This window comes from Paenibacillus sp. AK121 (assembly GCF_019042715.1).
Taxonomy (GTDB): domain Bacteria; phylum Bacillota; class Bacilli; order Paenibacillales; family Paenibacillaceae; genus Paenibacillus; species Paenibacillus polymyxa_C.
In genome coordinates this window covers 15,495-42,052 of the sequence record NZ_JAHPJM010000015.1, presented here as the reverse complement: position 1 = coordinate 42,052, position 26,558 = coordinate 15,495, and the positions used below count along the sequence as shown (strand labels likewise).

Sequence of the window (26,558 nt, the reverse complement as noted above, 5' to 3'; positions counted from 1 at the left end):
CTCCTTATTAATTCTATAATTTTAAAAAACGGACGATATCTCTGGCCTCCTCGTGCAGCTTTCCTCGGCGAAGCGAAAGCGAGGCGCAGCCGACCAAGGCAGCCAGTAGCATTTCCGTGCGCTGTAGCCGATACGGCGGCTCCGCCGCGTTTCCGCCGGAAGCGGTAGTCCCGTCCGCCGCACGATCGGTTTCCAGCAGCGCGGCAAGTGGCGCGAGCACTTCCCGGCGAAAGGCGGCCGAGAGCGGGGCCGAGCGCCCTTCAGGCAGCGAGGCAAAGCCCTCACCGGCCAACTTATGCAGCAGGTACAGGGCGTGGTCCTCCGCCCAAAGCTGCAGCAGCCGGACGCCAGCGGCGGCGACGGGGCCAAGCTCTGTGGCAGCGGCCGTTTCGCGGCTTCCGCTTTGGGAATCCGCGACAGCCGAGTTCCCGGTGTCCGCCGCCGCAGCCAAGCCGAAATGCCCGCCTGCCGGCATCTTCTCCGAAGCCGAAGCGGGCGGGGCTTTCGGTTGAGCCTCAAGCGGGGTCTCCAGCCATCCCCCGGCCCGCTCCAATGCGTCCCATAGCAGATCGTGGAGCAAATTGCCCTTATTGCTGTAATAATGGTATACCGTGCCATAGCCGAGTCCTGCCTGCACGGCGACATCGCGGATTTCCAGTAAAGGCCCTTTATTCAAAAACACATCGGCAGCGGCTTTCCGGATTTGCGCCAGACGCCGCAGCCGGATCTCTTCGTTTTGTTCCTTTGTTCGTGGAGACATCTTGTCCGTTCACCTCTTTTATTTTTGACCTACTATTATGTCAATATAAAACATTAGCTTGCGAATAACAAGAGTGAGCAAACAAACGTCCCGGCAACACCTCGTAAACGGATGAAGATCAGGTGAGTAGAGTTATGCTATACTTGCGAAGTAAAAGGGGGTGCCTACTGATGGAGAATCTATTGGGATTGTCTGTGACTTCTTACACTCATGCAAAGCCAATTATTAGGAAAGCGTTACTTTGTATGGGGCGAAACAATTTTTTAACGCTGAATAAGCTTTTTTAATATTTTTGGCTTTGCACCTTATTTTAAAAAGAATCAAAATAAGGAGCGAGCAAAATTGAGATATACGAATGCTACAAAAGTTTTACCTCAAAAACTAATTACGGAAATTCAAAAATATGTTCAAGGAGAGACTCTGTATATTCCTAAACCAAAAACGGAGTATATGAATTGGGGCAGTTTGAGTGGCGGGAGAAGGTTGCTTGAACAGCGAAATACCGAAATCAGAAATGCTTTTCAAAATCGCAGCAGTATCGAGCAATTAGCTAAGGAGTTTTTCCTTTCTACCGAAACCATTAAGAAAATTGTGTATTCACATAAAAAGTAGGGGATACACTGGTGAATATCGATCGATATTCAATTAAGTGAACATAAATAATACCTAATTTACAAAGTGGCGTGGTACTATACTCGCGTCAATGAATTTAATTTTGGCCTCATCCAGATTCCCAAATACTTTTTTGCATTTCAATTTCTATTTCAAAGGCTGTACTTCATTTTTACATTTATTATTTTTATGTCAAAAATGATTCTAACTCGTTGTTTTCATTTATAGAGCTTATTTTAATCTTTAAAATATGAATATAAACGACAGCAACAACGGATTTGGAACGGTGCCGATTCTGAATAAATGAAGGGAAACATGTGTTGATTCATTATCGTTGAAACAAGAAAGTGGGGAAGATTTATGGGGGCGCAAAAAAGTAGAAGCAGACATCTGATTGATCCAGAAATTATCAGTGCAGTTGATTTAATACCAACAACCGACCTTACCAAATCTACACTAATGGAATCACGTAAAAACCAATCTCAAATGATGCAACAATTAGATGTAACACAGATGTTCCCTGTTACATTGGAAAAAAGGGTTGTGCCAAGTTATTTTAACGGTCCAGATATTCAAATAGAAATCATTAAGCCCAAACAATCAAAGCATAATAAGATGCCTCTATATTATTCGATACATGGAGGCGGGATGGTCTTAGGAAGTCCAGTCGTGGATCGTCCTGCTAATGCAGCTCTTGCTGCAGAACATGGTTTCTGTTGTGTATCTGTGTACTATCGCCTAGCGCCAGAGCATGTACAGCCAAGTCAGTTACAGGATTGTTATTCGGGCCTAAAATGGTGTATTGAACATGCGGAAGAGTTAGGGATAGATACTGAGAAAGTTGCCGTCGGGGGCAGTAGCGCTGGTGGCGGTTTGGCGGCTGGCTTAGCTTTGTACATTCGTGATCAAAAGGAATTCGAAATCCATCATCTAAGATTAATGAGGCCAATGCTAGATGACCGCACAAGTATCGCACCGGAGCATCCATACGCAGGAGAGTTTATTTGGACAAAACAAAGCAATTATTTTGGCTGGAAATCTGTATTGGGGGTTGAACCGGGTTCCGAGGAGGTAAGTGAATATTATGTGCCGGCCCGTGCCAAGTCTTGGGCCGGGTTGCCACCGACTTATATAAATATAGGTACCGTTGATTTATTCATTGATGAAGCCTTATTTTTTGCTAAACAACTGGTATTTGATGGTGTCTTAGTGGAATTACATGTCTATCCCGGGTACCATCATATGTCTCCCGCTTTTCCAAATGCGCATTTTTCAAAAGAAGGAGCTAGAACAAGTGAATACGCCTTACTGAAAGCTCTGAAGATATTTGATACAAATTCTAATGAGTATAATACTAAACGCTAATAAGGTACGATTGCAGTAAACAAAGCACTGTTGGAGAATATCCATCAGTGCTTTTTCATACCTACTTATGACCTGAACACATAATTTATTGATAGATTCGGTTGAGAGTCATTATATTTTTTCTACTCTTCCGACTTTTACCACCCATTTAGGGTAAAATAATACCAAGCATAAAATCCAACTATGGAAGTGGTGATGCCCCATGTCAACGAGCAGCAAACCGAATAGATTAGCCAAGGAAAAATCACCGTACCTATTACAACATGCTTACAATCCGGTAAACTGGTTCCCTTGGTCAGATGAGGCTTTTGAAATTGCCAAGCGTGATAACAAGCCAATTTTCTTGTCGATTGGCTATTCGACTTGTCATTGGTGTCATGTGATGGAGAGAGAATCTTTTGAGGATCAAGAGGTAGCTGAGGTATTAAATCAGGATTACGTATCCATTAAAGTGGATCGAGAGGAACGTCCGGACGTGGATCATATTTATATGTCCATCTGTGAGACGATGACGGGGCATGGGGGCTGGCCGCTGACGATTATGATGACGCCGGATCAGAAGCCTTTTTTTGCGGGTACGTATTTGCCAAAGGAGCAGAAGTTTGGGCGTGTCGGACTTTTGGAGTTGCTGGGTAAGGTGGGAATCCGATGGAAAGAACAGCCGGATGAGCTGATGGAGCTGAGTGAGCAGGTACTTACCGAGCATGAACGACAGAACTTGCTTGCTGGTTATCGCGGAGAACTGGATGATCAATGCTTGAATAAAGCTTATCATGAATACAGTCACACCTTCGATCATGAATATGGTGGCTTCGGAGAAGCACCGAAGTTTCCTTCTCCACATAACTTGTCTTTTCTGCTGCGATATGCACAACATACGGGGAACCAGCAGGCACTGGAAATGGTAGAGAAGACGCTGGATGCGATGTCACGGGGCGGAATCTACGACCATGTAGGCATGGGATTCTCAAGGTACTCAGTGGACGAGAAATGGTTGGTGCCGCATTTTGAAAAAATGCTGTATGATAACGCTTTGTTGGCCATCACGTATACAGAAGCTTGGCAGATGACAGGCAAAAGACTGTACCGACAGATCACTGAACAAATTTTTACATATATCGCAAGAGACATGACGGATGCAGGAGGTGCCTTTTATTCAGCAGAGGACGCGGATTCTGAAGGAGAAGAGGGGAGATTTTACGTCTGGAGCGACTCTGAGATAAAGGCTGTACTGGGCGATGAGGATGCCTCTTTTTTCAACGACTTGTACGGAATCACACCTTACGGTAATTTTGAAGGTCACAACATTCCAAACCTGATTGATATCAATTTAGAAGCCTACGGGAACAAGCATGACTTGACCGAGCCAGAACTGGAGCAGCGGGTCAGTGAGCTAAAGGCCAAGCTATTTACTGCCAGGGAGCAGCGGGTTCATCCTCAGAAGGATGACAAGATTTTGACCTCGTGGAACGGGTTGATGATTGCTGCTTTGGCCAAGGCGGGGCAAGCTTTTGGAGATACCAGATATACAGAGCAAGCTCGAAAGGCAGAGACGTTCTTGTGGAACCATTTGAGACGGGAAGACGGACGCCTATTGGCACGGTATCGGGATGGTCAGGCAGCTTACCTCGGCTACGTAGATGATTATGCTTTTTATGTGTGGGGTTTGATTGAGTTGTACCAGGCGACCTTCGATGTACAATATCTGCAGCGGGCACTGACGCTTAATCAGAATATGATTGATCTGTTTTGGGATGAAGGACGGGACGGGTTATTCTTTACCGGATCAGATAGCGAACAATTGATATCCAGACCCAAAGAAATTTATGATGGTGCGATTCCGTCGGGTAACAGCATTGCGGCCCATAATTTTGTGCGACTTGCGCGGCTAACGGGGGAAACTCGATTGGAAGACTATGCTGCCAAGCAGTTTAAGGCTTTTGGCGGGATGGTTGCTCATTACCCCTCAGGCCACTCAGCGCTGCTCAGCGCGTTGTTGTATGCGACGGGAAAGACGAGTGAGATTGTCATTGTAGGTCAAAGGAATGATCCGCAGACTGCCCAGTTCGTTCAGGAGGTTCAAGCTGGTTTTAGGCCAAATATGGTTGTTATTTTTAAGGATAAAGGACAGCCAGAGATTGCAGAAATAGCTCCTTATATCCATGATTACGATCTTGTGGATGGCAAACCAGCCGTATATGTGTGTGAACATTTTGCCTGTCAGGCACCTGTCACCCATATCGACGACCTTAAGGCTATGCTGGATAGAATAGAATAGAATAAAGCGAATTTAATCCCCTTGCGGGTGGAGCATATGGTGATTTTCGATCAATGACCTTATGTGTGCCACCTTCAAGGGGATTATTTTATGTAAAGAGGTAGGTATAGTGTAGTGAAACTAACATTTTCTTAACATCTACATTGCATTTTTTTTAATAATTTTTAGGTATATTATATCAAAGAACCGGTTCCGTTTAGCCTTGTGGTGTTCAAAAATAAGTACATATACCTATTCATTTAGCGTGTTTATATCTTTTTATATCCAAGCATTTCAGCAGGAGATGTGAAAAAACGTGAAAGGGAATCTGTCGGGTGACTGCCATCATAGACAAGACGAAGCGGCTCACCATAGGTTACGAAATTCAGGCGATGAAATGGAGATGCTAAGTAATGAAGAAGTTTTCAGGGGAAAAATGGAAGATAACAAGGGTACTCAGCAAAAATTTTAAAACAAAGCTAATGGTGGCCTTTATTGCCTTTCTGATCATACCATCCATGATTGTGGGGGCTCTTTCGTTTGAGAGCGCTAGTCAGCAGATTCGAAACCAGATCGAAGAAAGTGCCGAGCAGGCTATAATTCGTACTAATTTTATTATTGATAGTACTATTGAACCCAAGCTACATGATGCAGAATATTTTGCAGAAAGACTAAAAGGCAATCGGGTAGAGACCGAGGAACAAGCGGCTAAACTGAAAGAGTTGTTTAAGCAATATGCTGCACTTCACCCAGAAGCAGAATCCATCTATTATGGTACGAAAGACGCTAAACTTACAACCTATCCACCAAAGCAATTACCAGATAATTATGATCCACGTATTAGACCTTGGTATGATGAAGCGATAAAGGGAAATACAAAGACAGCGATTAGTTCACCTTATCTTTCGGCAGACTCAAAGCAGATGACGGTTACGGTGTCGAGAGCAACGACAGATGGATCCGGTGTTATTGGTATTGACCTGAAAATTAGTGGTATTAAAGAGACATTGAACAATATTAAAGTAGGTCATGAAGGTTATGCCATATTGCTGGATAGCAACCATACTTACATTGTTCATCCAACGAAGGCAGCAGGCGCCAAAATTACAGATATTGAATCACGCATGTTTCAGAGCGACACAGGTGAATACGAATATAAATATGAAGGTCAGCCCAAGTATATGAACTATGCGACCAATAAGCTGACAGGCTGGAAGATAGGCGGAACGCTATATTTATCTGAAGTTGATGAAGCAGCTCAGCCGATTTTGTTCAGCACTTTGCTTACTATTGTCGGTTGTCTTGTGATTGGTGTTATTATTGTTTATTTCCTAATCCGTTCCATCATCAAACCGATTTTAAAGCTTAAAGAACAGGCGGTAAATGTGAGCGCAGGAGATCTGACACAGGACATTCAAGTCATGAGCAAGGATGAGATTGGAGAATTAGGAGCAGCTTTTCAGAATATGCAGCACAACTTGCGATCCGTTATTCAGAACGTAGGAAACAGTGCGGATCACGTCGCTCTTTCTTCGAATGAGCTGACGATAAGTGCGGAACAAACCAGCGCTGCAAGTGAGCAGGTATCCCAGGCTGTGCAAGAAATTGCTAGCGGTGCGGAGAAGCAGACTACGGGGCTGGAAAATAATTCGGTTGCACTGGATGAAATAGCACAAGGAATCACCCGAATTGCTGAACGCTCGACTTCAGTAGCGGAATTGGCCAGACGTTCTGCCTTGCAAGCTGAGGAAGGACGAAAATCTGTGGAGCAGACAGGCGAGCAGATGAATTCCATTCACCAGTCAGTAGAGCGTTCCAACCGGATGATTCAGACCTTGCAAGCCCGCTCTCATGAAATTGGAGAAATTACGAAGGTCATTGGCGATATCTCCAATCAGACGAACCTGTTGGCCTTGAATGCAGCTATTGAGGCTGCCAGAGCAGGTGATCATGGTAAAGGCTTTGCCATCGTTGCGGATGAGGTGCGCAAGCTGGCAGAACAGTCTCAGAGTTCTGCCACCCAGATTGCCAACTTGATTGGCGAAATTCAGCATGAAACCGAAACTACGGTGGAAACGATGGATAGGGTCACGACTGAGGTGAAGGACGGACTACAGATTTCCAAAGAGACCATTGTGAAGCTGAATCATGCGATGGAAGGCATTCGGGAGACTACGCCTCAGATAGATGATGTTGCCTCGATTGCCCAGCAAATATCAGCTAGTGTACAAGAGATTGCAGCAACAGCCAGTGAGCTAGCGACGATTGCAACCGGTAATGCCGCCACATCTGAAGAAGTTGCCGCCTCCTCACAAGAGCAATTGGCTTCTATGGAGGAAATTTCGGCTTCTGCTCAGTTGCTTTCCAATATGGCTGCTGATTTGAAGGTGATGGTCAGTCGTTTCAAATATTAAATACGAGCTTGAACCTTATGGAATCTATAGTACAATGAATGCTCGGGACAGTTCTTTAAGCCTTATGGCATAAGGAATCTGTCCTGAGTTTTTTTATATTTCCGATACAGCTTCTGGCAACATATGAGAGATTACAAGGAGGACGAACACTTGGTTCGAGATTTATTGCTATATACGATCGTGATATTATTGTTAGTTTTGATTTTTCAGCGTCAGCTCATTCGTCAGGCGATCACAGGCGTATTTTATGGACTGGCAGGAATTCTGTTCTTTTATTTTGGCATAAGTGATAGAACACTGCTGACCTGTGTGTTGGAAATAGGGATTGGTCTATTGTTCATGACTCTGTTTGGGCAGGCCCTAACCCCCACCAATTATACATATGGACAGCGATTGTTGGACAAAAATCATGATCTGCTAACTTTACTTCGAGTTCAACCTGGCTTTACCTTCAGGCTGGAGAAAAGGGGTGATGAATTTTATTATATGCTGCTTGATGGTGAATTGCTGGAGCGTATGGATCTGAATCTGCAAGTCAATTTCAATAAATGGGAGCATGTGAAGCGTATTGGGGATATTTTGGAGCTTTCCTCTGAAACACTGGAGCAGCTTACCGAATACTACAAACAGGCTTGGTTCGGGGATCGGACCGTATTTGAATTGGAGTTTTGGGAATATTTAGCTTTAATTACCTTGCATCCTGTCAGGGTCGACGGGTTCACCAGATATGTCATCGGTCATGTATTGGATATTACGGAGTATAAAGCTTCCGAGCAGAAAAGAAAGGAGATGAGTGAATCTAACCATGCAAAAAGCATTTTTCTAGCTCATATGAGCCACGAAATTCGAACGCCGCTGAATGGCATCATCGGGCTCTCAAAACTGTTGAGTAAGACTCAACTGACTGACGTTCAAAAAGATTACCTCCACAAGCTGCTCGCCTCCTCGCGTACTCTTTTAGACATGCTCAATAATGTATTGGATTTTTCCAAGATAGAGGCTTGTAAGCTGGAACTGGAAAGGGTCGAATTTGAGTTGGAAAACATGCTTCGGCATCTCGCAGATACTATTGGGACTTTGCTGGAACATAAAGAAATAGAGGTCGTTTTTATAACAGACCCGGAATTGCCGAAAAGCTTCAAGGGAGACCCGCTTCGAATGGAGCAAGTACTTTTAAATCTTATGACCAACGCCATTAAATTCACGGATCAAGGGCATGTTTTGTTACAGGTAAAAATGGTAGGCCAGCAGGACGGACGAGTGAGTGTCACTTTTATGGTAGAAGATACGGGCATAGGCATTTCCAAGACGGAAATGGACAAGCTATTTGTCCCTTTTACCCAAGTGAGTACATCAACCCACAGATATGGGGGTTCCGGGCTGGGTTTGGCTATTAGCAAGCAATTGGCTGAAGCTATGGGCGGTAGCGTAGAAGTAAAGAGCTGTTTAGGAGAGTATAGTCAATTTTACTTTAATGTGGAGTTGGATATCGGGGATTTAAATGCAAGAAGCACGCAGCTAGAGAAACCAAACGGCAAAGCCTTAATCATTGCACAGCATAAACTGGTGAGCCACAGCCTAAACGAATTACTGCAAGATTTGGGACTACAAACACTCACCGTTTCATCCTTTCAGGAATATGCAGATGCTTTTCAAAAGGGCGAACATTTTGATTTTGTTATGATTGATATGGGGATGGAAGGCTTTAGAGAACTTGAATCATGGAGGCATTGGTTTCATATACTGGATAAGCAAATGACTCAGGTCATTGGGCTTACAACCGTGTTCCAGTTGGAAGAAGTAGCCGCTGAAGCTACAGAACATGGGGTGGATGCCTTTTTGTCTAAGCCAGTAACTCGGAACGCTCTTCTGGAGGTGCTCCGCTTTAGCCACGAGCAGGAAAAGTCAGTGTCGGTAGATCATCATAGTCTGGAAGTTGTTGCAACCATGAATTTGCAATATGAAGTAGGGGTCTCAACACAAAAGTATCAAATCCTCATAGCGGAGGATAACGAGATTAGCCAAGTAGTGATAACCGAGTTTTTGGCAGAGCGCGGTTTTGAGGTAACGATAGTCACAAATGGAAGAGAAGTAATAGAGTTACTGGAGCGATGTTCCTGGGATATGGTGCTGCTTGATCTACATATGCCGGAAATGGATGGTTTTGAGACGGCCAGACATATTCGAAGAAACAGGGCTTTTAACAGACTCCCCGTTATCGCTTTTACCGCGGATGCTGTGCAGACTCAACAGGAAATTTGTCTTCGTGCAGGCATTAATGACGTACTGCTCAAGCCTGTACATAAATTGACCGCAACAAGAATATTAAATAGCTGGATCCATTTAGCGTGGCTGCAAGAATTACATGGCATTCACGCGGAGAAGGCGATAGCCAGTATGGATGGCAAGGTGTATATTTTTCAATTTGCCCTACATAAATGGATACAGGAATACCAGTATCTTGATAAGAGAGTTGTGAGAAAAATGGATAATGGTCAGTTATCCTCTGCTCTTCGATTAATTCACTCGCTGAAGGGAGGAACGGGGAATCTGTGTGCGACTGAGCTGCTGGCAAAGGTGATAAAGTTGGAGAAAGCATTGAAGCGCAGCAATGAAACCTCAGGGGGAGAACTGTATCCAGACTGGAGAGAGCAACTGAGTATAGTTCAAAAGGAGATTAATCAAATTAAATCATCCATTCCCTGGATCTAACTGTGTTATTGCATAAATTTGTAGCCGATTCCCCAGATGGTCTTAATCAATTGTGGTTTCTTGGGGTCTTTTTCGATTTTTCTGCGTAAATGGTTAATATGTACGTCCACTGCCCTCTCATTAATAAAGGAGTCTGTGCCACGGAGAGCCTGAATCAAGGCATATCTACTAAATACAATTCCTCGGTTCGAATAAAAAAGCTTCATCAGCTCAAATTCCGAATAGGTCATCTCTACCATCTGGCCATTAACGATAACCATTCTTCTCGCCAGATCCAAAGAAATGCCGTTTTCAGGTTCAGCTTCAGGTGAAATTTTTCTTCCTTGCAAGCGTGTGATTTTAATCCGACGGAAAAGAGCCTCGATCCTTGCTTTGAGCTCCTGCATACTAAAAGGCTTGCAAATATAATCATCTGCTCCCAACGTAAGTGTACGAATGCGCTCTGAAATGTTGTTTTCTGTCGAAATCACGATGATTGGCACGTCCGTATGCTTGCGTATCAGCGGGCAGGGATTCACGCCATCCAAATCTGGAAGCAACAGATCTAGCAGAATAATATCGGGCTGTTCTTTATCGAGTAGGGCAATTCCCTCAGTTGCTAGTTCCACTCGAGTAACGTTGTAGCCTTCCCCTGTTAAATATAAGGAGAGAGTGTCACCCAGCATATTATCATCTTCAATAATCAAAACATTAGACATGATATGTTTCCTTATCTATTTTTAAATTTTAGCAAGTTCTTTTGATAGAGTAAACTCCTTTGGACAGTCTGTCAAAAACTCAGTTTTACTCTGGAAACCCAGTAGCCAGACAGTTTTGATATATATCTATTTGATATGAAAATGTACTTTTTTTGAGATTTATCACTATAATACGACATTTTTCATATCTATTTAACAATATACTGCAAGAACATAACCTTAAATTACAAAAAATTAACAAAAGATCTCAGAAACATGCATTGACTTTAAAGAAAATTATGGTATTTTATTACATAGGAGTTGACATCCTCTGACAGACCCCTTAGAAAAACCCACTATATTAATCTTCCATTTATCTGCTCTTAATATGCATCTCTGTATTCTTTTGTACTCTATATGTTCTTGTGATCGTACTCATGATTTTGTGGTGTGGATATCCCATTGTGAGTTCAGACTGTCTACTCATTTTAGATTACATATTTACACTCTTTTGCATTTTTTTGCTTTCCATGCTTGTGTTTTTCAAAAATCAGGTCAGCGGGAGGACGAATTATTATGAACACATTCGAAACACTGGAGTCCAATGTAAGATCCTATTGCAGAAGTTTTCCAGTTGTTTTCAACAAAGCGAAAAATGATGTTTTGTACACGGAGGCAGGAGAGGGATATATTGACTTTTTTGCCGGAGCAGGGGCTCTAAATTACGGGCATAATAATGACTTTATGAAAAACCGGTTACTAGATTATTTAACCTCCGATCGGATCATGCATGGTCTGGATATGTACACCACGGCCAAGCAAGAGTTTATGGAGTCTTTTTCCGAGCGTATTCTCCAGCCTAAGGGCTTGAATTATAAGCTTCAATTTTGCGGGCCAACGGGAACCAATGCGGTGGAAGCAGCACTGAAACTTGCGCGTAAGGTGAAAAAAAGAAATGGCGTTTTTGCTTTTATGGGCGGTTTCCACGGTATGTCGCTGGGTAGTTTATCTATTACCAGCAACAATTCCATGCGAGAGAGCGCAGGAGTCCCACTGAATAATGTTACCTTTATACCTTATAACAGCACGTTTAACGGAATGGATACGATTTTGTACATGGAACAGCTTTTAACAGACACTCATTCTGGTGTGGAAAAGCCTGCTGCGATTATTTTGGAAACGGTACAGGCTGAGGGTGGTATTAATATCGCAGATAACGAATGGCTGCGTGAGTTGCGACAGCTGTGCGATGATCACGATATTTTGCTCATTGTTGATGATATTCAGGTCGGTTGCGGCCGAGTTGGTTCGTTCTTCTCGTTTGAGCGAGCAGGAATTGTTCCTGATATGGTTGTCTTGTCCAAGTCGATCAGTGGATACGGTCTGCCAATGTCTTTGTTGCTACTTAAGCCAGAACTGGACATTTGGAGTCCAGGTGAACATAACGGCACTTTCCGTGGGAATCAGCTAGCGTTTGTCGGAGCCAAGGCAGCGCTGGAGTTCAGAGACACGGTAGGGCTAGAAGCACAAGTGAAGGAAAAAGAGGCTTTTGTTCAGCAGTTCTTGCGTGAACATATCCAAAAGATTGATCCACTCATTGAAATTCGCGGCTTGGGACTGATCTGGGGAATTGATGTGACCCATCTGGGAGAAGCCTTCGCCAAGGAGGTAGCAACTCTCTGCTTTAGTAAGGGACTTATTATTGAGCGAGCTGGGCGTAACGATACGGTGCTCAAAATTATGCCTGCATTAACGATAAGTATGGAGAACTTGAGCAAGGGTTGCAACATTATTAAAGAAAGCATGGCACAGATAACCAGTAACTTGGTTACGCTGTAAATGTAATTCCATTAGCAAAACCCCTTGGTTGGAGCAGCCGTCTGCTGTAAGGTAAGCAGGTGTGTGCCACCTTCCAAGGGGTTTTTTGTGAAAATTAAGAAATAACCGCCTGCGCGTATTTTAGTGCAGATTGCTCCAACTGCTCATCTGTCAAAGTTGCGGCACCATACTGCACGAAATAAGGAAGCAATTTAACACCAATCATATGGCCTGTAGCTTCAAAAGGTCTCAACAGTTCTTCGATCGTGTATCTGTTTCGTCCGCCATGTTGATAGTTTTCCTCCACGCTGGCAGCGGACAAGGCGATCAACAACTCTTTGCCCTGTAGCTTGCCACCTTCGCTTCCATAAGCCCACCCGTAAGTTAAAACCTTATCCAGCCATTTTTTCAGCAGGGGAGGACTGCTATACCAGTAAAAGGGGAATTGCAGAACGATACGATCATGCTGCTCTAGCAGTTTCTGCTCATGGGCAACGTTGATTTGCTCATCCGGATATACTTCATACAGGTTGTGAACGGTCACGCTGGATTGCTTCTTGAGTTCTTGCATCCATCTTTTGTTAATACGAGATTCCGCAAGATCAGGATGAACAACAATAACGAGTGTTGACATGTAAAACCATCTCCTCAAAGCTTATTTTTCGTAAGTAAATAACCATTACGCATGTAACGATTTTAGATTCAACCCACAAAATTGTCAACTCTTCTCAATTTTGAGTTCTACATACAAAAAACTCCGACAATCTATGCCGGAGTTGCATTAAATGCATTTTTTACATTAAGCGATATGGTCAAGAGCAACAATTTTATTTTTACCGGAGCGCTTGGCTTGATACAGATAGTCGTCTGTCTCCTGAAAAAATACATCTTTGTCTTTGTTCATATCCTCGGTATAGCTTTTTAATCCAATGCTTACGGTTACAGAAACGATTTGCATTTTCTCCTGAAAGGTCATTTTCTCCACTTCACGCCGAATGTTCTCCACAATCTGATAAGCTTCCTCAAAAGTATGCTCGAACATTAAAATAGCAAACTCCTCGCCGCCATAGCGGGCCGGAATGTCATTCGCTGTAATTTGCTCTGTGATGATTTGCGAGATGCCTTCCAAAATTTTATCTCCAAACTGATGTCCGTAAGTGTCATTGATCTTCTTGAAATTATCAATATCCACTAACGCCAGATGGATGATCGCTCCTTGTTCGGCATATTCGAGTGCTTTTTCATAAAAGTTTTGAAAAGACAAATGATTATAAAGCTTCGTCAAACCATCGGTCATAGACATTTTGCTGATAATCGCGTTGCTGATCATTAATTCCTGCTGGGCGCGCTTTGTCTTGTATAAATCCACTAACAAATCGCGGCCGCTGGCCTGAATAATAAGGGCAAGAAAAGTAGACATAATTAAAAATGTTGGAATCGCCACGATATCAAAGTCTGACAAATAGCTGCGGAATGATCCATCTATTGCTAGCAATAGAAAAAAGACGATCACTTGCAGTGCAAAAGAAAGCCATATCAAGCGACGATTGAAAAACAGAATCGAAGAAAAAATAGGCAACAAGCACAACGCTGGAATAATCCGGATATCATAGTTTAGGCGAATAATCATCCAACAAATAACGGTGCTTGCCATAAATAGAATCGCGAAAGAATACCTACTAAATTTAAAATGTGCCAGCTCTGCAAGTAAGTTGGATCCACTCATGATTAGTGTGGGAACAATAAGGACCCCAACGTAAAATTCATAAGGCGAAGCGGGATAATCAAGGAATAAGTAGCTGCCCAGCTGGACGATAAAATGTACGGTTATAATCATCCAGTAAAGTAATAACATTTTGCGCACCCAGCGGGCTTGCTTTGTTCTGTAATCCATGGTTTGAGTAAGCCGTTTTGTCTTGTTCATGATGTCACCACACTTAATGTATCTATAGCCATTCTCGTATTATAAGATACTATGTGGTGAAGTTGAAGCTAATTTTTTTGAAGGGCATGAACTCGTTTAGCCCAGCAACACTTTTACCTGGTGAATAGTTCCATCTCCTGCAACCGGCAGAATATTATTCGTTAGAACAGTGCCATCTACGGTAACTGTAGCTACACCTTTGGAGACGTGTTGCGGATTCGTGATATGAATCACATAGGTGTCGCCACGGAAGACGCGGGTGACTGTGAATTCTCCCCAAGATTTGGGGATGCACGGATCAATACGCAGACCGTCCCATTCCGGCTGAATACCGAGGATGGATTGAGTAATAGCTATAAAATTCCATGCCGCAGTACCTGTCAGCCAGGAATTTTTGGCTTCACCTTCACGAACCGCATCCTTACCCGCGATCATTTGAGCATACACATATGGCTCGGTACGATGAATGTCGCTGATGTCCTCTAGATAAGCGGGAGCAATTTTGCTATACAGCTCGAAAGCGCGATCCCCGCGTCCTATGACAGCTTCTGCCATCATAATCCAGGGGTTATTGTGACAGAAAATACCTGAATTTTCCTTGTAGCCAGGAGGGTAAGAAGAGATTTCACCTAGGTTCATATAGTAGCGGGAATAAGGCGGATGTTGTAGTACAATGCCGTAGGGAGTTTCCAGTCGATCACGTGTAGAGTCGAGAGCTTTATGAGCGAGACCTTCTTTAACGCCAATTCCTGCCATTACACAGAAGCCCTGAGGTTCTATGAAAATTTGCCCTTCTTCACAATCCTTGCTCCCTATTTTGTTACCATAATGGTCGTACGCACGTAAGAACCATTCCCCGTCAAACCCATGCTCCAATGTGGCTGTTCGCATACGATCCACATGTGCTTGAGCTGTGGCTGCTTCTTCATTCAAACCTCTGCGCTTGCAAAGCTCAATAAAATCCGGCCCAGTATATACGAATAGTCCGGCGATAAACACAGATTCGGCTATTCGGCCCTCCAAATTCTGTGTCGTCTGATAGGACTCATCTGGTGTAGCGGAAAAACAGTTGAGATTGAGACAGTCGTTCCAGTCAGCCCGGCCAATGAGCGGAAGACCATGGGGACCTAGATTGTCTACAACATGGTAAAAAGAACGCTTCAAGTGTTCAAACAGCGAAGCGGCACGATCTACATTGCCGTCAAAGGGAACTTGTTCATCCAGAATGCCAAAGTCTCCAGTTTCTTTAATATACGCTGAGGTACCGACGATAAGCCACAACGGATCATCGTTAAAGCCACCGCCAACCTCGTGATTTCCTTTTTTGGTCAACGGTTGGTACTGATGATATGCTCCGCCGTTTTCAAACTGAGTAGAAGCAATGTCGATAATCCGCTCCCTTGCCCGCTCCGGTATTTGGTGGACGAAGCCGAGCAAGTCTTGATTTGAATCCCGAAAACCCATACCACGTCCAATACCGGATTCAAAATACGAGGCCGAACGTGACAAATTGAATGTAACCATACATTGATATGGGTTCCATATGTTCACCATTCGGTTCAGTTTGTCGTCATGACTTTGAAGGGTATACTTGGACAACAGATCGTTCCAATAACTTCGTAGCTCACTCAATGCTCGTTCCACATCGGTTTCATCCGCAAACTGCGCGATCATGGCATGAGCCCGTTTTTTGTTAATAATACCCGGAGACTCCCATTTCTCTTCCTCTGGGTTTTCCACATAACCGAGTACAAAGTTACAGCTTGTTTCTTCGCCAGACTCCAGTGTGATCTCAATGCAATGCGATCCGATAGGGGACCAGCCGCTGGCTATCGAGTTAGACGCTTGCCCTGCGGTGATGGTTTGGGGCTGATCCAGTCCATTGTAGAGACCCAAAAATGCTTCACGGTCTGTATCATAGCCCGCCAGCGGACGATTCGCAGAGAAAAAAGCATAGTGATTGCGGCGTTCGCGGTATTCCGTCTTGTGATAAATGACAGAATCCTGTATTTCAACTTCGCCTGTGTTCAAGTTACGCTGAAAATTGGTCATATCGTCATAGGCGTTCCACAGGCAAAATTCAACGAATGAAAAGAGTTTGATCTTTTTAGTTTGTAACGATGTGTTCTGAAGCTTGACCTGGTGGACCTCGCCGTCAAAGGAAAGGGGCACAAAAGCTAGTTGAGTAGCCCGAATACCTCTGCGTTCACCCATAATTGAGGTATAGCCAAGCCCATGACGGCATTCATACTGCTCCAACTCTCTTTTAACCGGCATCCAGCCCGGAGTCCAATAATCTCCATCATCATAAATATAAAAATAGCGACCGCCATTATCAACAGGAATATTGTTGTACCGATAACGTGTTAAACGACGTAAGCGAGCGTCTCGGTAAAATGCATAGCCGCCGCCTGTATTGGAGATCAGTCCAAAAAATCGTTCATTACCTAAATAATTTATCCAGGGATATGGGGTTTGAGGGGTGTGGATAACATATTCTTGGTTGGCATCATCGAAGAAACCATACTTCATGGCGCAGGACTCCTCTCAAATTGGAAAATAAAAGACCCAACACATGATTATATTCAAACATTCAGCAGTTCTTCCTGAAAGAAGACATTTCCTGCCTTAAACAAAATGTGCTTGAATTCGTCAACCTTCTTTTTCGAATTTGCAAAATATTTGAAATGGGTAAATATACCTTTTTGTGCTAAACTAAAAAAGTTAGGATTTAGCAAGACAGGAGGTTGCAAGAATGGCACCTATCACATTATTTTTCATCCCGTATGCAGGTGGATCGGCATCAGTCAGCTTCAAGTGGAAAAAGCTGCTGCTCCCACAGATTAAACTTGTCCCTTTGGAATTGGCGGGCAGAGGTATTCGTTCTGGTGAACCGCTAAAGGATAGCATTGAGGAGATGAGCGAGGATCTGCTGCACCAAATCAGCCAAGAGTTAGTTCCTGGCGATCCTTATGCCATATACGGTCACAGCATGGGAACAATGATTGCGTTCGAGCTGTATTATAAGCTGGTGGCCGGAAGATATGGGAAGCCGGCTCATCTATTTGTTTCGGGTGGACGAGCACCGCATGTCCCGAGAAATGTCCCGTGGTTACATGATCTGCCCGCAGATCAATTTAGAACACATTTGCGACGGTACGGTCAGCTTTCGGAAGCCATTTTTGACAATCAGGAATTGTATGACTATTTTATGCCAGTATTAAGAGCAGATTTCAAAGCTGTCGAGATGTATAAGTATATGGATAAAGATACGCCTTTACATTGCCCTATCACCGCCCTGACAGGACTGACCGACAACACGGTGACCCTACAAGATGCGGAGGCGTGGGCACAGCATACGGATCAGCAATTTCGTGTGTTTACCTTTGAAGGAGGACACTTTTTTATTCATGATGAAGTAGAACGAATTACAAACATTATCAATGAGTCTTTGGAGCTGAGTACAGTGACTAGTAGAATACAAAATTAAAAAAGAGGTGATTTTTAGTGACAGTAGGTGTATTGGCACATTTGTTTGGCAAGTTGCCTTATCGTGAGTTGGCTGCAAAGGTAGGTGAAGCGGGCTTTACTCATGTTCAGCTTGCTCCATGGAGAGCGATCAGCGATGTCGATTTTAATAAACCTGGCAAGTTCAGTCCAGGATTAGCATCGTCTATCGCAGAGGAATTTCGTAAGCATGGGGTATCCATATCAGTGCTCGGTTGTTATTTGCATTTTTTTGTACAGGATGAGGAATTGTTACGTGAGAATGTAGAGCGTTTCAAAGAGCTGATCCGATATGCGGGTCTGTTAGGAGCACCAATGGTCGCAGCTGAAGTCGGACGCAATGAGGACGGGACCCCTTATTCGGAACGGGACTGGAGAGTTGTAAAAGAAGTTGTACGAGAATTAGCAGATGAGGCGGAAAAATGGGGGGTATTCGTAGGATTGGAAGCTGCTAACGATCACTTGGTCGGAACAGCAGCAGAGCTTGCTACCTTCTTGGAAGAAGTGCCCTCTTCACACATTGGCGTTGTGATTGATCCGGGTAATTTGCTAAAAACGGAAAATCTGGCCCGACAGGATGAGATCATCCGCGAAGCTTTTCAGCTGCTGGGACCTCGGATTATCGCAGCGCATGCCAAAGACCGGCGTCTGTCACCATCAGGTGAGATCGAGACCGTACCGCCGGGTTTTGGTGACATGAACTATGGTCTATATATGGAACTGCTGGAGCAGTACAAGCCAGGGGTCCATATTATTATGGAAGCTGCTCAGGAGCATGAGATGGCTCAATCCAAACGCTATATCGAAGGTCATCGGATTGCGGCTCAGAAAGAACAACAAGTGCAAACGAAATCATAGACACTTTCATATTCATCAATAATTCGGCCATGATTCAGGAGACTTGGAAGCGCCTACTTTTCCAAGTCTCTGTTCATTTGTTTAGCCTTGCATTACCGCCACCATCACCATCACCCAGCTTGCCAAAAAAGCCAGCCCGCCAATCGGGGTGATGGCTCCAAGCTTTTTCACACCAGACACACTAAGAACATACAGACTGCCGGAAAACAGGAGAATGCCCACCAGCATAACCCAACCAGCGATTACAATAAGAGAAGAATGGGCCAGGTTGCCTGCAAGAACTCCCAGCAGTAACAAACCCAAACCGTGAGCAATTTGATATTGAATTCCTGTCTGGAATATGCTCATCATGTCTGCAGAAAGTCTTTTTTTCAACGCATGCGCCCCGAATGCTCCCAGAGCTACAGCTAAAAACATCACAATACAGCCAAGCAACAGCAACACTTTCATGATTTAACGCCTCCTTGTGAAATAGTACCGATTCCTATCGATTTCGTCAATTTTCCTTGTGCAACTCTAAACATATAGAATTTTTCGACTCTCATTTGGCAACTAGTGTGGTATATTCTTGCCAGGGCCAATGTGAAGCATTTGGAGCTATGGACAGCGTGTCCTCCACCTTTATTACGGGAAAGTGAGGTGATGGCGCTGTCTTTTTATGCTGTCGTTTTTCGGAACCAAATTTTGAGTAAAGCCAAAATTGATAATGGAGAGGATGAATGCAAAAGTGATCAGTAGAAAATCAGTGTTCAGAAAATCTGTCTCTATGGTCATGTCAGCCATTTTGGTACTTCCGTTAAGCTTGGGCTTATTTCAGGCCGAACCCGACCGTGCATCAGCCGCAACCCCTGAATCGACACGCTTTCTGCAAATGTATAAACAGCTAAAGGACCCGGCTAGCGGTTACTTTTCAAAAGAAGGTATCCCTTATCATTCCGTTGAAACACTCATGAGCGAGGCTCCTGACTATGGACACTTAACGACCTCGGAAGCATACAGCTACTGGATGTGGCTGGAAGTTCTCTATGGTCATTATACCGGGGATTGGGGTCATTTGGAATCAGCCTGGGACAACATGGAGAAATATATCATTCCTGTTAATGAGGGTGACGGTAAGGAAGAGCAGCCTACAATGAGTAACTATAACCCGAACAGCCCTGCCACTTATGCCGCAGAATATCCGCAGCCCGATCAGTACCCAAGCCGTCTGAGTGGTCAGTATGGTGCTGGCAAGGACCCGCTGGACTCTGAGCTGAAGGCAACCTATGGCAACAATCAGACCTACCTGATGCATTGGCTGCTGGATGTAGACAATTGGTACGGTTTTGGCAATCTGCTGAATCCGTCGCATACGGCGACCTATGTGAACACTTTCCAGCGTGGAGAACAGGAATCGGTCTGGGAGGCCGTACCGCATCCATCGCAGGATAATCACAAGTTTGGCAAGCCTAATGAAGGCTTTATGAGCCTGTTCACCAAGGAAAATAATGCTCCTGCACAGCAATGGCGCTACACGAATGCCACGGATGCGGACGCACGGGCGGTTCAAGCCATGTACTGGGCGAAAGAACTGGGTTACGACAACCAGGTATATTTGGACAAAGCGAAAAAGATGGGAGACTTCTTGCGTTACGGCATGTACGATAAATACTTCCAGAAAGTAGGAAGCGCTTCCAACGGAAGTCCGATTGCTGGTACGGGCAAGGATGCCAGTCTTTATCTAATGGCATGGTATACGGCTTGGGGCGGCGGGCTAGGCCAAAGCGGCAACTGGGCTTGGCGTATTGGTGCAAGCCATGCGCATCAGGGCTACCAGAATGTCGTTGCTGCATATGCGTTATCCGATAAGGATAGCGGATTGATTCCAAATTCACCTACGGCAGGACAGGACTGGGCGACCTCGCTCAAGCGCCAATTGGAATTTTATACTTGGCTGCAATCTGATGAGGGGGCCATTGCAGGTGGAGCAACGAATAGCTGGGATGGCGCCTACAAGGCGTATCCCTCTGGTACGAGCACTTTTTATGGCATGGCTTATACAGGGGCTCCTGTATACCAAGATCCACCGTCCAACAACTGGTTTGGAATGCAGGCTTGGCCTGTCGAGCGGATTGCGGAGCTGTACTATATTTTAGCCAAGAAAGGCGACACTTCGTCTGAGCAGTTTAAAATGGCTAAACAAGTGACTGAAAACTGGATCGAATGGTCCAAGAGCTATGTATTTGCCGACGAACGGCCTGTAACTGACGCGCAGGGATACTATTTGGATGCACAAGGCAAGCGTATTCTGGGTGGCAAAAATCCGAAGGTAGCCACTACAGCAGCTAAAGGTGAGTTCTGGCTGCCGAGCAATCTGGAATGGAGTGGCAAGCCTGAGACTTGGAGCGGATTTGCCAATCATAAAGGGAATGCCAATCTTCATGTAGTAACAAAAAATCCAGGACAGGATGCAGGAGTGTTGGGCAGTTATGTGAAAGCGCTGACCTTCTTTGCTGCCGGAACAAAAGCTGAAAAAGGAGACTACACCGAGTTAGGCAAGGAAGCCAAAGATCTGTCCAAAGCCTTGCTTGATGCAGCATGGGGCTATAACGACGGCATAGGAATTACAACGAAGGAAGCACGTGAGGATTATTATCGTTATTTTACTAAAGAAGTATATATCCCGAGCGGATGGAGTGGCAAGACGGGGCAAGGAAACACGATCCCAGGCACAGACGCTACACCGTCTGATTCGGCCAAGGGCGGCAATGGTACGTATTCCAGCTATAGCGACATCCGTCCTAATATCACCAAAGATCCGCAATGGTCCTATCTTAAAGACAAATACACGAGTTCATGGAACAAACAGACCAAGAAATGGGATAAAGGTGCACCAGAATTTACGTATCACCGTTTCTGGTCCCAAGTAGATATGGCAACTGCTTATGCAGAGTATGACCGTCTCATTAATGATAGTGGACCAGCCGAACCTACAGCTCCTAAAGCTCCGTCAAATGTGAAGGCAAGTGCAGGGGATGCACAAGTTACACTAACTTGGAGCAAAGCGACAGGTGCTGATAGCTACACGGTTAAGCGCTCCACAACCAGTGGTGGCCCGTATACCACGGTAGCAACGGTAACTGACGCCACTTACAAGGATACAGGGGTGGTGAATGAAACCATTTATTATTATGTAACAACTGCAACAAACTCCTTAGGAACCAGCCCGGATTCTGCTGAGGTCAGCGCCAAGCCAACAGCAGCGCCGATTCCGGCAAAGGGAGATGTAATTGCCCAATACCGTGTGGGCGACACCAACCCGGGAGATAACCAGATTCGACCACTCTTCCGTGTCGTAAATAAGGGGAAAGAGGCTCTGGATCTGAAAAACGTTAAGCTGAGATACTACTATACCGTAGATGGCGATAAGGCGCAGGAGTTCCACTGTGATTATGCGCAATTAGGCAGTAGCAACATTCAGGGACGTTTTGTGAAACTGGATAAGGCCGTTAATGGGGCAGACTACTATCTGGAAATTTCCTTTGGAGCCGGTGCGGGAAGCCTGGCAGCTGGAGAAAATACGGGAGATATCCAGATTCGTATGAACAAGTCAGATTGGAGCAACTATAACGAAAGCGATGATTTTTCCTATGATTCAACCAAGACCTCTTATACAGATTGGGAGAAAGCACCTCTGTATATAAACGATAAACGTGTCTGGGGTCTGGAGCCTTGATTGTGAACTAAATGCTGAGCACGACGGGCGGAACGTGAGTATGCTTGAATTCACTTCCGTCCGTTTTTTTGTGATCGGATTCGTGGTACACTATGATCGTTACATTATTACATATCTGACCGAGGTGACCTGAGACATGAATGACAATTTGGCACAGGCTCTGAATGAGCAAATGAACTTTGAATTTTACTCCGCTCACGTATATCTGGCGATGGCTGCTTATTGCTCCAGTGAAAGTCTGGATGGGTTTGCAAACTTCTTCCTGGTACAAGCGGAGGAGGAACGGTTTCATGCCATGAAACTGTATAGATACATTAATGACCGTCGAGGACGCGCCACATTGGCAGCATTACCGGAGCCCAAAAATAGCTATGATTCCATGCTGGATGTATTTGAACATGGCTACAAGCATGAGCAGCAAAACACACAAAAATTTTATCACTTGGCTGACTTGGCCCTCGATGCACGTGAGCATGCGACGATCCATTTCCTGAAATGGTTTATTGATGAGCAAGTCGAAGAGGAAGCTCTGTTCGATAGTGTTATCCAGAAGCTTAAGCGTATTGAAAGAGACAGCAATGCCTTTTATATGCTGGACAGCGAATTTGCCAAACGCAGCTTCGTTGCCCCTGCGGAATAACACAGCGTACAGGTTCGTTTAAATGCCCCAGAGACAGGGATAGCATTCTTTGGGTTTACAAAGTAAAAAAGCCCGGTTTTCGGGCTTTTTTTGCGTTATTTTTAATTAATGAGGTTTCAACCCTCAAGGGATATTGTTATTTTAAATGAAGGTATAGAAAAAATTAATTTGTCGCTGAATGGTGAGCATGCTACAGTTATGTTAACTTTTATTTCTGATTAAAAAGATAGGATTAGTAGAAAAAATTATGCTCATTATTACAATACTATAGGGAGGCGGGGAACTATGAGCGAGATCTATCGTCTGGCACGTCAAGAGGATGCAGAAAGATTGCAGTATATAACGTATGAGGCGTATGAAACAATTCGGCAGTTGGAGCTTAAATGGCCTGCCGCTCAGGCAGACGTCGCTCTCATTCAAGAAAACATTAAAAATAATGATTGCTATGTGCTGGAAGTCGATGGTGTCATCCAGGCTACCGTTAGTCATTTAAAAAATAGAGCCCTTAATTTTATAACCGATCTTCCGTTTGTGATGTGGTTTGCCGTAGATCCGGCTGCTCAGGGCAAAGGATATGGAAAAAAACTGCTGAACTGGGTAGAACAAACGATTATTCGTGATCAGGTTGGAGCTCCTGCAGTGACATTAGCCACTGCGGAAAAACATCCCTATTTATTATCCATGTACGAGCGTTGGGGATATGAACGTATCCATGCTTTTGACCATGGAACAGGGGACGGGACAATGCATTTACTGCGTAAAGTAGTGAATCCTGAGTTATTCTCCACCTACATCCATGAAAAGAATGAAGCCGAGACTGCTAACCGAAATTAGACACGATCACTGGAGAAGCCTGAGTTCACAGTAGAAATTCCAAAATATCGTCAGGCAGGCTGTGCTTGCAGAGGAGCTTGCCTTTAATGTGTATGGTGTGGAAGAGCGATAACAGATCATGACCTTCTCTCAAGAAAGCAACCGAAGCGGCGGTGTTTTCGAGTCATTGCGACTGAGAGAGGGTTATTTGAGCTGTGGACAAATTGACAGAGATACATAAAAAGAGTAACGTAATTGTATATTTATTTAATCCATATAAAATTAATCGGATTAATCGAATCTAAAGTTGTAGAAATCTGGCCATATTAAGGAGGAACTTATTTGAGCAACTCGCAATCTGGCACGACCAAACGCCGTATAATAGCTGAGGATTTATATCGATTTCACTGGGTTAGTGATCCGGCTGTTCATCCCACGAGTGGCGAAATCGCTTACGTAGAGCAGTGTATTAATAAAGAACGGACAGACTATAACTCGGCAATTTGGCTGTTGCCGTTTGAAGGTGAAGCTCCGATACCCTTTACATACGGACCGAAAGATGAAACACCTGTCTGGTCACCGGACGGATCACAACTTGCTTTTCTCCGTTCGACAGACGGCAAGCGCCAGGTATGGATTATCCCAGCACGCGGGGGAGAAGCCCGACGACTTACGCACATAGAGAACAATGTTCGTTCATTATCCTGGTCGCCGGATGGAGCCTACATATCGTTTGTAGCAAAAACTGCTGAGAACCAGTCAAGTTCTACATGCGATGTAGGTGAGCAGGAGACACATCTTGAGGGACGAGTGGTTAATCGAACAAAAGCTAAATCCGACGGCTATGGGCTGTGGGATGATACTCGTGATCACTTGTACGTAACTGATGTCACTTCAGGGCACACGGTTCAACTGACGTCCGGCGCTTATGATGTGGCGGAGCCCGTCTGGTCACCGAATGGCCAACTGATTTTATTTGTCGCTAGAATAGCGGAGCATTCCAAAGAGGATACGGATTTACGCAAGCAAAATGATTTGTTTACGATAGCTCCTGCGTCTTCTAATGGCAATGCGGCAGCACCGTTTAAGTTGACTCATTCCGAACTTCAAATCGAGAGTGCTGCTTTCTCTCCCGACGGCACAATGATTGCCTTTTACGGTCATGATCGCCATGCCAAAGGCGCTACTCAGACTCGGCTGTATACGGTTGCCTCCAGTGGTGGGACGGCAGTATGTGTTAGTGAGACGCTTGATGCTCACCTCGGTAATGCGGGTATGAGCGACATGCGTTCACATCTTCATGTAGGACCACCACGCTTCAGTGCGGACGGTCAATCCCTGTACACGCTGGTAACCATTGAAGGAAATGTGCACGTATATCAGTTTGCCCTTGATGGAACTTTTAAAATTTTAACCCAAGGAGAACGGGAAATTTATCAATTTGAGCTTACTTCAGATGAACAGCATATCATTGCCGCTTCCACTGACGTCGCTTTGCCAGGTGATTTGTTCCGAATTGCAATCCATTCGGGAAACGAAGAACGGCTGACACGAGTGAATGATTCTCTGCTTGATGAGATTGAGATCAGTGTGCCTGAGAGCTTCTGGACTGAGGTTGAGGATGGTCGACGCGTGCAGGGATGGGTGATGAAGCCAGCTGGTTTTAAGGAGGGAGGATCTTATCCTGCCATTTTGGAAATTCACGGCGGTCCCCATGCCATGTATTCCAATTCTTTTTTTCATGAGTTTCAGTTGCTGGCCGCTCAGGGGTATGCAGTCATCTATACGAATCCGGGAGGAAGCCGAGGGTACGGACAGTCTTTTACCAATGTTGTCCTTGGAGATTACGGCGGACGTGACTACACCGATCTACTGAGCGCCGTGGACGAGGCTATACGCCAATTCCCACTCATTGATCCGGAAAGACTGGGTGTCACAGGAGGCAGCTATGGTGGCTTTATGACAAACTGGATTGTCGGGCATACGGATCGTTTCCGAGCAGCTGTGACCCAGCGCTCCATATCTAATTGGCTGTCGATGTATGGGGTGAGTGATATCGGATACTCGTTTACTGAAGATGAAGTTGGCGGAAATCCATGGGATGATTTCGAACTTTTGTGGAGGCAGTCCCCGCTGGCTTATGTGCAGCAAATCAATACACCGCTGCTCATATTGCATGGAGAGCAGGATCTACGTTGTCCTATTGAGCAGGGGGAGCAGCTGTTTACAGCATTACGTCGTTTGGGAAAACCTACTCAATTTGTCCGTTTCCCAGCTTCAAGTCACGAGCTTTCACGAAAAGGGCACCCACAGCTTCGCGTGGAACGACTGCAACGTATTACCGACTGGTTTGTCCAACACAAAATTTAAGTCTCATTCGATTTGTAGTGTTTATGGAAAAATGTCAGGTCCTAATCTTAGGACTTGGCATTTTTTAATGTGTCTTGCATCCATTCTCTTAACCTCATTTAATGCTGGTGTTGGGT

At 44.7% G+C, this 26,558-nt stretch carries 18 protein-coding genes; 12 read left to right on the top strand and 6 right to left on the bottom strand.

Features of this window, described 5'->3' with window-relative positions; all coding sequences use genetic code 11:
• Window positions 1-13 precede the first annotated feature (13 nt).
• Window positions 14-760, bottom strand: coding sequence for a TetR/AcrR family transcriptional regulator (locus KSP24_RS21670; protein ID WP_216976649.1), 747 nt, complete (start codon window positions 758-760; stop codon window positions 14-16).
• A gap of 342 nt (window positions 761-1,102) precedes the next feature.
• Here KSP24_RS21670 and KSP24_RS21665 point away from each other — a divergent pair, with 342 nt between their 5' ends.
• The 5 genes from KSP24_RS21665 (at window position 1,103) to KSP24_RS21645 (ending at window position 10,120) form a co-directional block, all read left to right on the top strand.
• Window positions 1,103-1,372 carry a CD3324 family protein gene (locus KSP24_RS21665; RefSeq protein ID WP_013371091.1) on the top strand — a complete coding sequence of 90 codons (270 nt, stop codon included), beginning with the start codon at window positions 1,103-1,105 and terminating at the stop codon, window positions 1,370-1,372.
• Window positions 1,373-1,732: 360 nt separating this feature from the next.
• Complete coding sequence (locus KSP24_RS21660; protein ID WP_216976647.1) at window positions 1,733-2,737, top strand: alpha/beta hydrolase fold domain-containing protein; 1,005 nt, start codon at window positions 1,733-1,735, stop codon at window positions 2,735-2,737.
• 202 nt (window positions 2,738-2,939) lie between these two features.
• Window positions 2,940-5,015, top strand: a complete 2,076-nt coding sequence (locus KSP24_RS21655) for a thioredoxin domain-containing protein (protein WP_216976645.1) — start codon at window positions 2,940-2,942, stop codon at window positions 5,013-5,015.
• Window positions 5,016-5,407: 392 nt separating this feature from the next.
• Window positions 5,408-7,408: a methyl-accepting chemotaxis protein gene (locus tag KSP24_RS21650; RefSeq protein ID WP_216976643.1), complete on the top strand. Its 2,001-nt coding sequence runs from the start codon at window positions 5,408-5,410 to the stop codon at window positions 7,406-7,408.
• 150 nt (window positions 7,409-7,558) lie between these two features.
• Window positions 7,559-10,120 (top strand): hybrid sensor histidine kinase/response regulator, encoded by a 2,562-nt coding sequence (locus KSP24_RS21645; protein ID WP_064963757.1) that lies wholly within the window; start codon window positions 7,559-7,561, stop codon window positions 10,118-10,120.
• A 5-nt stretch (window positions 10,121-10,125) separates the two neighbouring features.
• Here the strand turns inward: KSP24_RS21645 and KSP24_RS21640 are convergent, their stop codons facing one another.
• A complete protein-coding gene (locus KSP24_RS21640; protein ID WP_064963758.1) occupies window positions 10,126-10,818 on the bottom strand; it encodes a response regulator transcription factor in 693 nt (230 codons plus the stop codon).
• 555 nt (window positions 10,819-11,373) lie between these two features.
• On the opposite strand from KSP24_RS21640, the gene ectB reads away from it, so the two are divergent.
• The gene (gene ectB / locus KSP24_RS21635) at window positions 11,374-12,636 is read left to right on the top strand and encodes a diaminobutyrate--2-oxoglutarate transaminase (RefSeq protein ID WP_058712083.1); all 1,263 of its coding nucleotides are present in this window, start codon (window positions 11,374-11,376) and stop codon (window positions 12,634-12,636) included.
• Window positions 12,637-12,730: 94 nt separating this feature from the next.
• Here ectB and KSP24_RS21630 read toward each other — a convergent pair whose 3' ends face one another.
• The 3 genes from KSP24_RS21630 to KSP24_RS21620 all read right to left on the bottom strand — a co-directional run bounded on the left by KSP24_RS21630 (window position 12,731) and on the right by KSP24_RS21620 (window position 17,071).
• A complete protein-coding gene (locus tag KSP24_RS21630; protein ID WP_013371098.1) occupies window positions 12,731-13,249 on the bottom strand; it encodes an NAD(P)H-dependent oxidoreductase in 519 nt (172 codons plus the stop codon).
• 165 nt (window positions 13,250-13,414) lie between these two features.
• Window positions 13,415-14,539 carry a GGDEF domain-containing protein gene (locus KSP24_RS21625; RefSeq protein ID WP_013371099.1) on the bottom strand — a complete coding sequence of 375 codons (1,125 nt, stop codon included), beginning with the start codon at window positions 14,537-14,539 and terminating at the stop codon, window positions 13,415-13,417.
• A gap of 96 nt (window positions 14,540-14,635) precedes the next feature.
• The gene (locus tag KSP24_RS21620) at window positions 14,636-17,071 is read right to left on the bottom strand and encodes a glycoside hydrolase family 94 protein (protein ID WP_216976641.1); all 2,436 of its coding nucleotides are present in this window, start codon (window positions 17,069-17,071) and stop codon (window positions 14,636-14,638) included.
• Between the two features lie 223 nt (window positions 17,072-17,294).
• On the opposite strand from KSP24_RS21620, the gene KSP24_RS21615 reads away from it, so the two are divergent.
• Complete coding sequence (locus KSP24_RS21615) at window positions 17,295-18,029, top strand: thioesterase II family protein (RefSeq protein ID WP_058712081.1); 735 nt, start codon at window positions 17,295-17,297, stop codon at window positions 18,027-18,029.
• Window positions 18,030-18,046: 17 nt separating this feature from the next.
• On the top strand, window positions 18,047-18,904 hold the full coding sequence (locus KSP24_RS21610; RefSeq protein WP_058712080.1) for a sugar phosphate isomerase/epimerase family protein: 858 nt from the start codon (window positions 18,047-18,049) through the stop codon (window positions 18,902-18,904).
• 81 nt (window positions 18,905-18,985) lie between these two features.
• Here KSP24_RS21610 and KSP24_RS21605 read toward each other — a convergent pair whose 3' ends face one another.
• Window positions 18,986-19,354: a DUF423 domain-containing protein gene (locus KSP24_RS21605; RefSeq protein ID WP_216976639.1), complete on the bottom strand. Its 369-nt coding sequence runs from the start codon at window positions 19,352-19,354 to the stop codon at window positions 18,986-18,988.
• A 277-nt stretch (window positions 19,355-19,631) separates the two neighbouring features.
• Here KSP24_RS21605 and KSP24_RS21600 point away from each other — a divergent pair, with 277 nt between their 5' ends.
• From KSP24_RS21600 to KSP24_RS21585, 4 genes are all read left to right on the top strand, one after another.
• On the top strand, window positions 19,632-22,619 hold the full coding sequence (locus KSP24_RS21600) for a glycoside hydrolase family 48 protein (RefSeq protein ID WP_483311491.1): 2,988 nt from the start codon (window positions 19,632-19,634) through the stop codon (window positions 22,617-22,619).
• A gap of 136 nt (window positions 22,620-22,755) precedes the next feature.
• A complete protein-coding gene (locus tag KSP24_RS21595) occupies window positions 22,756-23,259 on the top strand; it encodes a ferritin (protein ID WP_013371107.1) in 504 nt (167 codons plus the stop codon).
• A 285-nt stretch (window positions 23,260-23,544) separates the two neighbouring features.
• Window positions 23,545-24,093: a GNAT family N-acetyltransferase gene (locus KSP24_RS21590; protein WP_031463500.1), complete on the top strand. Its 549-nt coding sequence runs from the start codon at window positions 23,545-23,547 to the stop codon at window positions 24,091-24,093.
• 321 nt (window positions 24,094-24,414) lie between these two features.
• Window positions 24,415-26,442 (top strand): S9 family peptidase, encoded by a 2,028-nt coding sequence (locus KSP24_RS21585; RefSeq protein ID WP_064963765.1) that lies wholly within the window; start codon window positions 24,415-24,417, stop codon window positions 26,440-26,442.
• Window positions 26,443-26,558 lie beyond the last annotated feature (116 nt).

What these genes read in the sequence shown, in the direction of transcription:
- KSP24_RS21670 (WP_216976649.1), bottom strand. Translation starts at nt 760, where the DNA reads ATGTCTCCACGAACAAAGGAACAAAACGAAGAGATCCGGCTGCGGCGT.
- KSP24_RS21660 (WP_216976647.1), top strand. Translation starts at nt 1,733, where the DNA reads ATGGGGGCGCAAAAAAGTAGAAGCAGACATCTGATTGATCCAGAAATT.
- KSP24_RS21655 (WP_216976645.1), top strand. Translation starts at nt 2,940, where the DNA reads ATGTCAACGAGCAGCAAACCGAATAGATTAGCCAAGGAAAAATCACCG.
- KSP24_RS21650 (WP_216976643.1), top strand. Translation starts at nt 5,408, where the DNA reads ATGAAGAAGTTTTCAGGGGAAAAATGGAAGATAACAAGGGTACTCAGC.
- KSP24_RS21640 (WP_064963758.1), bottom strand. Translation starts at nt 10,818, where the DNA reads ATGTCTAATGTTTTGATTATTGAAGATGATAATATGCTGGGTGACACT.
- ectB (WP_058712083.1), top strand. Translation starts at nt 11,374, where the DNA reads ATGAACACATTCGAAACACTGGAGTCCAATGTAAGATCCTATTGCAGA.
- KSP24_RS21630 (WP_013371098.1), bottom strand. Translation starts at nt 13,249, where the DNA reads ATGTCAACACTCGTTATTGTTGTTCATCCTGATCTTGCGGAATCTCGT.
- KSP24_RS21625 (WP_013371099.1), bottom strand. Translation starts at nt 14,539, where the DNA reads ATGAACAAGACAAAACGGCTTACTCAAACCATGGATTACAGAACAAAG.
- KSP24_RS21620 (WP_216976641.1), bottom strand. Translation starts at nt 17,071, where the DNA reads ATGAAGTATGGTTTCTTCGATGATGCCAACCAAGAATATGTTATCCAC.
- KSP24_RS21615 (WP_058712081.1), top strand. Translation starts at nt 17,295, where the DNA reads ATGGCACCTATCACATTATTTTTCATCCCGTATGCAGGTGGATCGGCA.
- KSP24_RS21605 (WP_216976639.1), bottom strand. Translation starts at nt 19,354, where the DNA reads ATGAAAGTGTTGCTGTTGCTTGGCTGTATTGTGATGTTTTTAGCTGTA.
- KSP24_RS21595 (WP_013371107.1), top strand. Translation starts at nt 22,756, where the DNA reads ATGAATGACAATTTGGCACAGGCTCTGAATGAGCAAATGAACTTTGAA.
- KSP24_RS21590 (WP_031463500.1), top strand. Translation starts at nt 23,545, where the DNA reads ATGAGCGAGATCTATCGTCTGGCACGTCAAGAGGATGCAGAAAGATTG.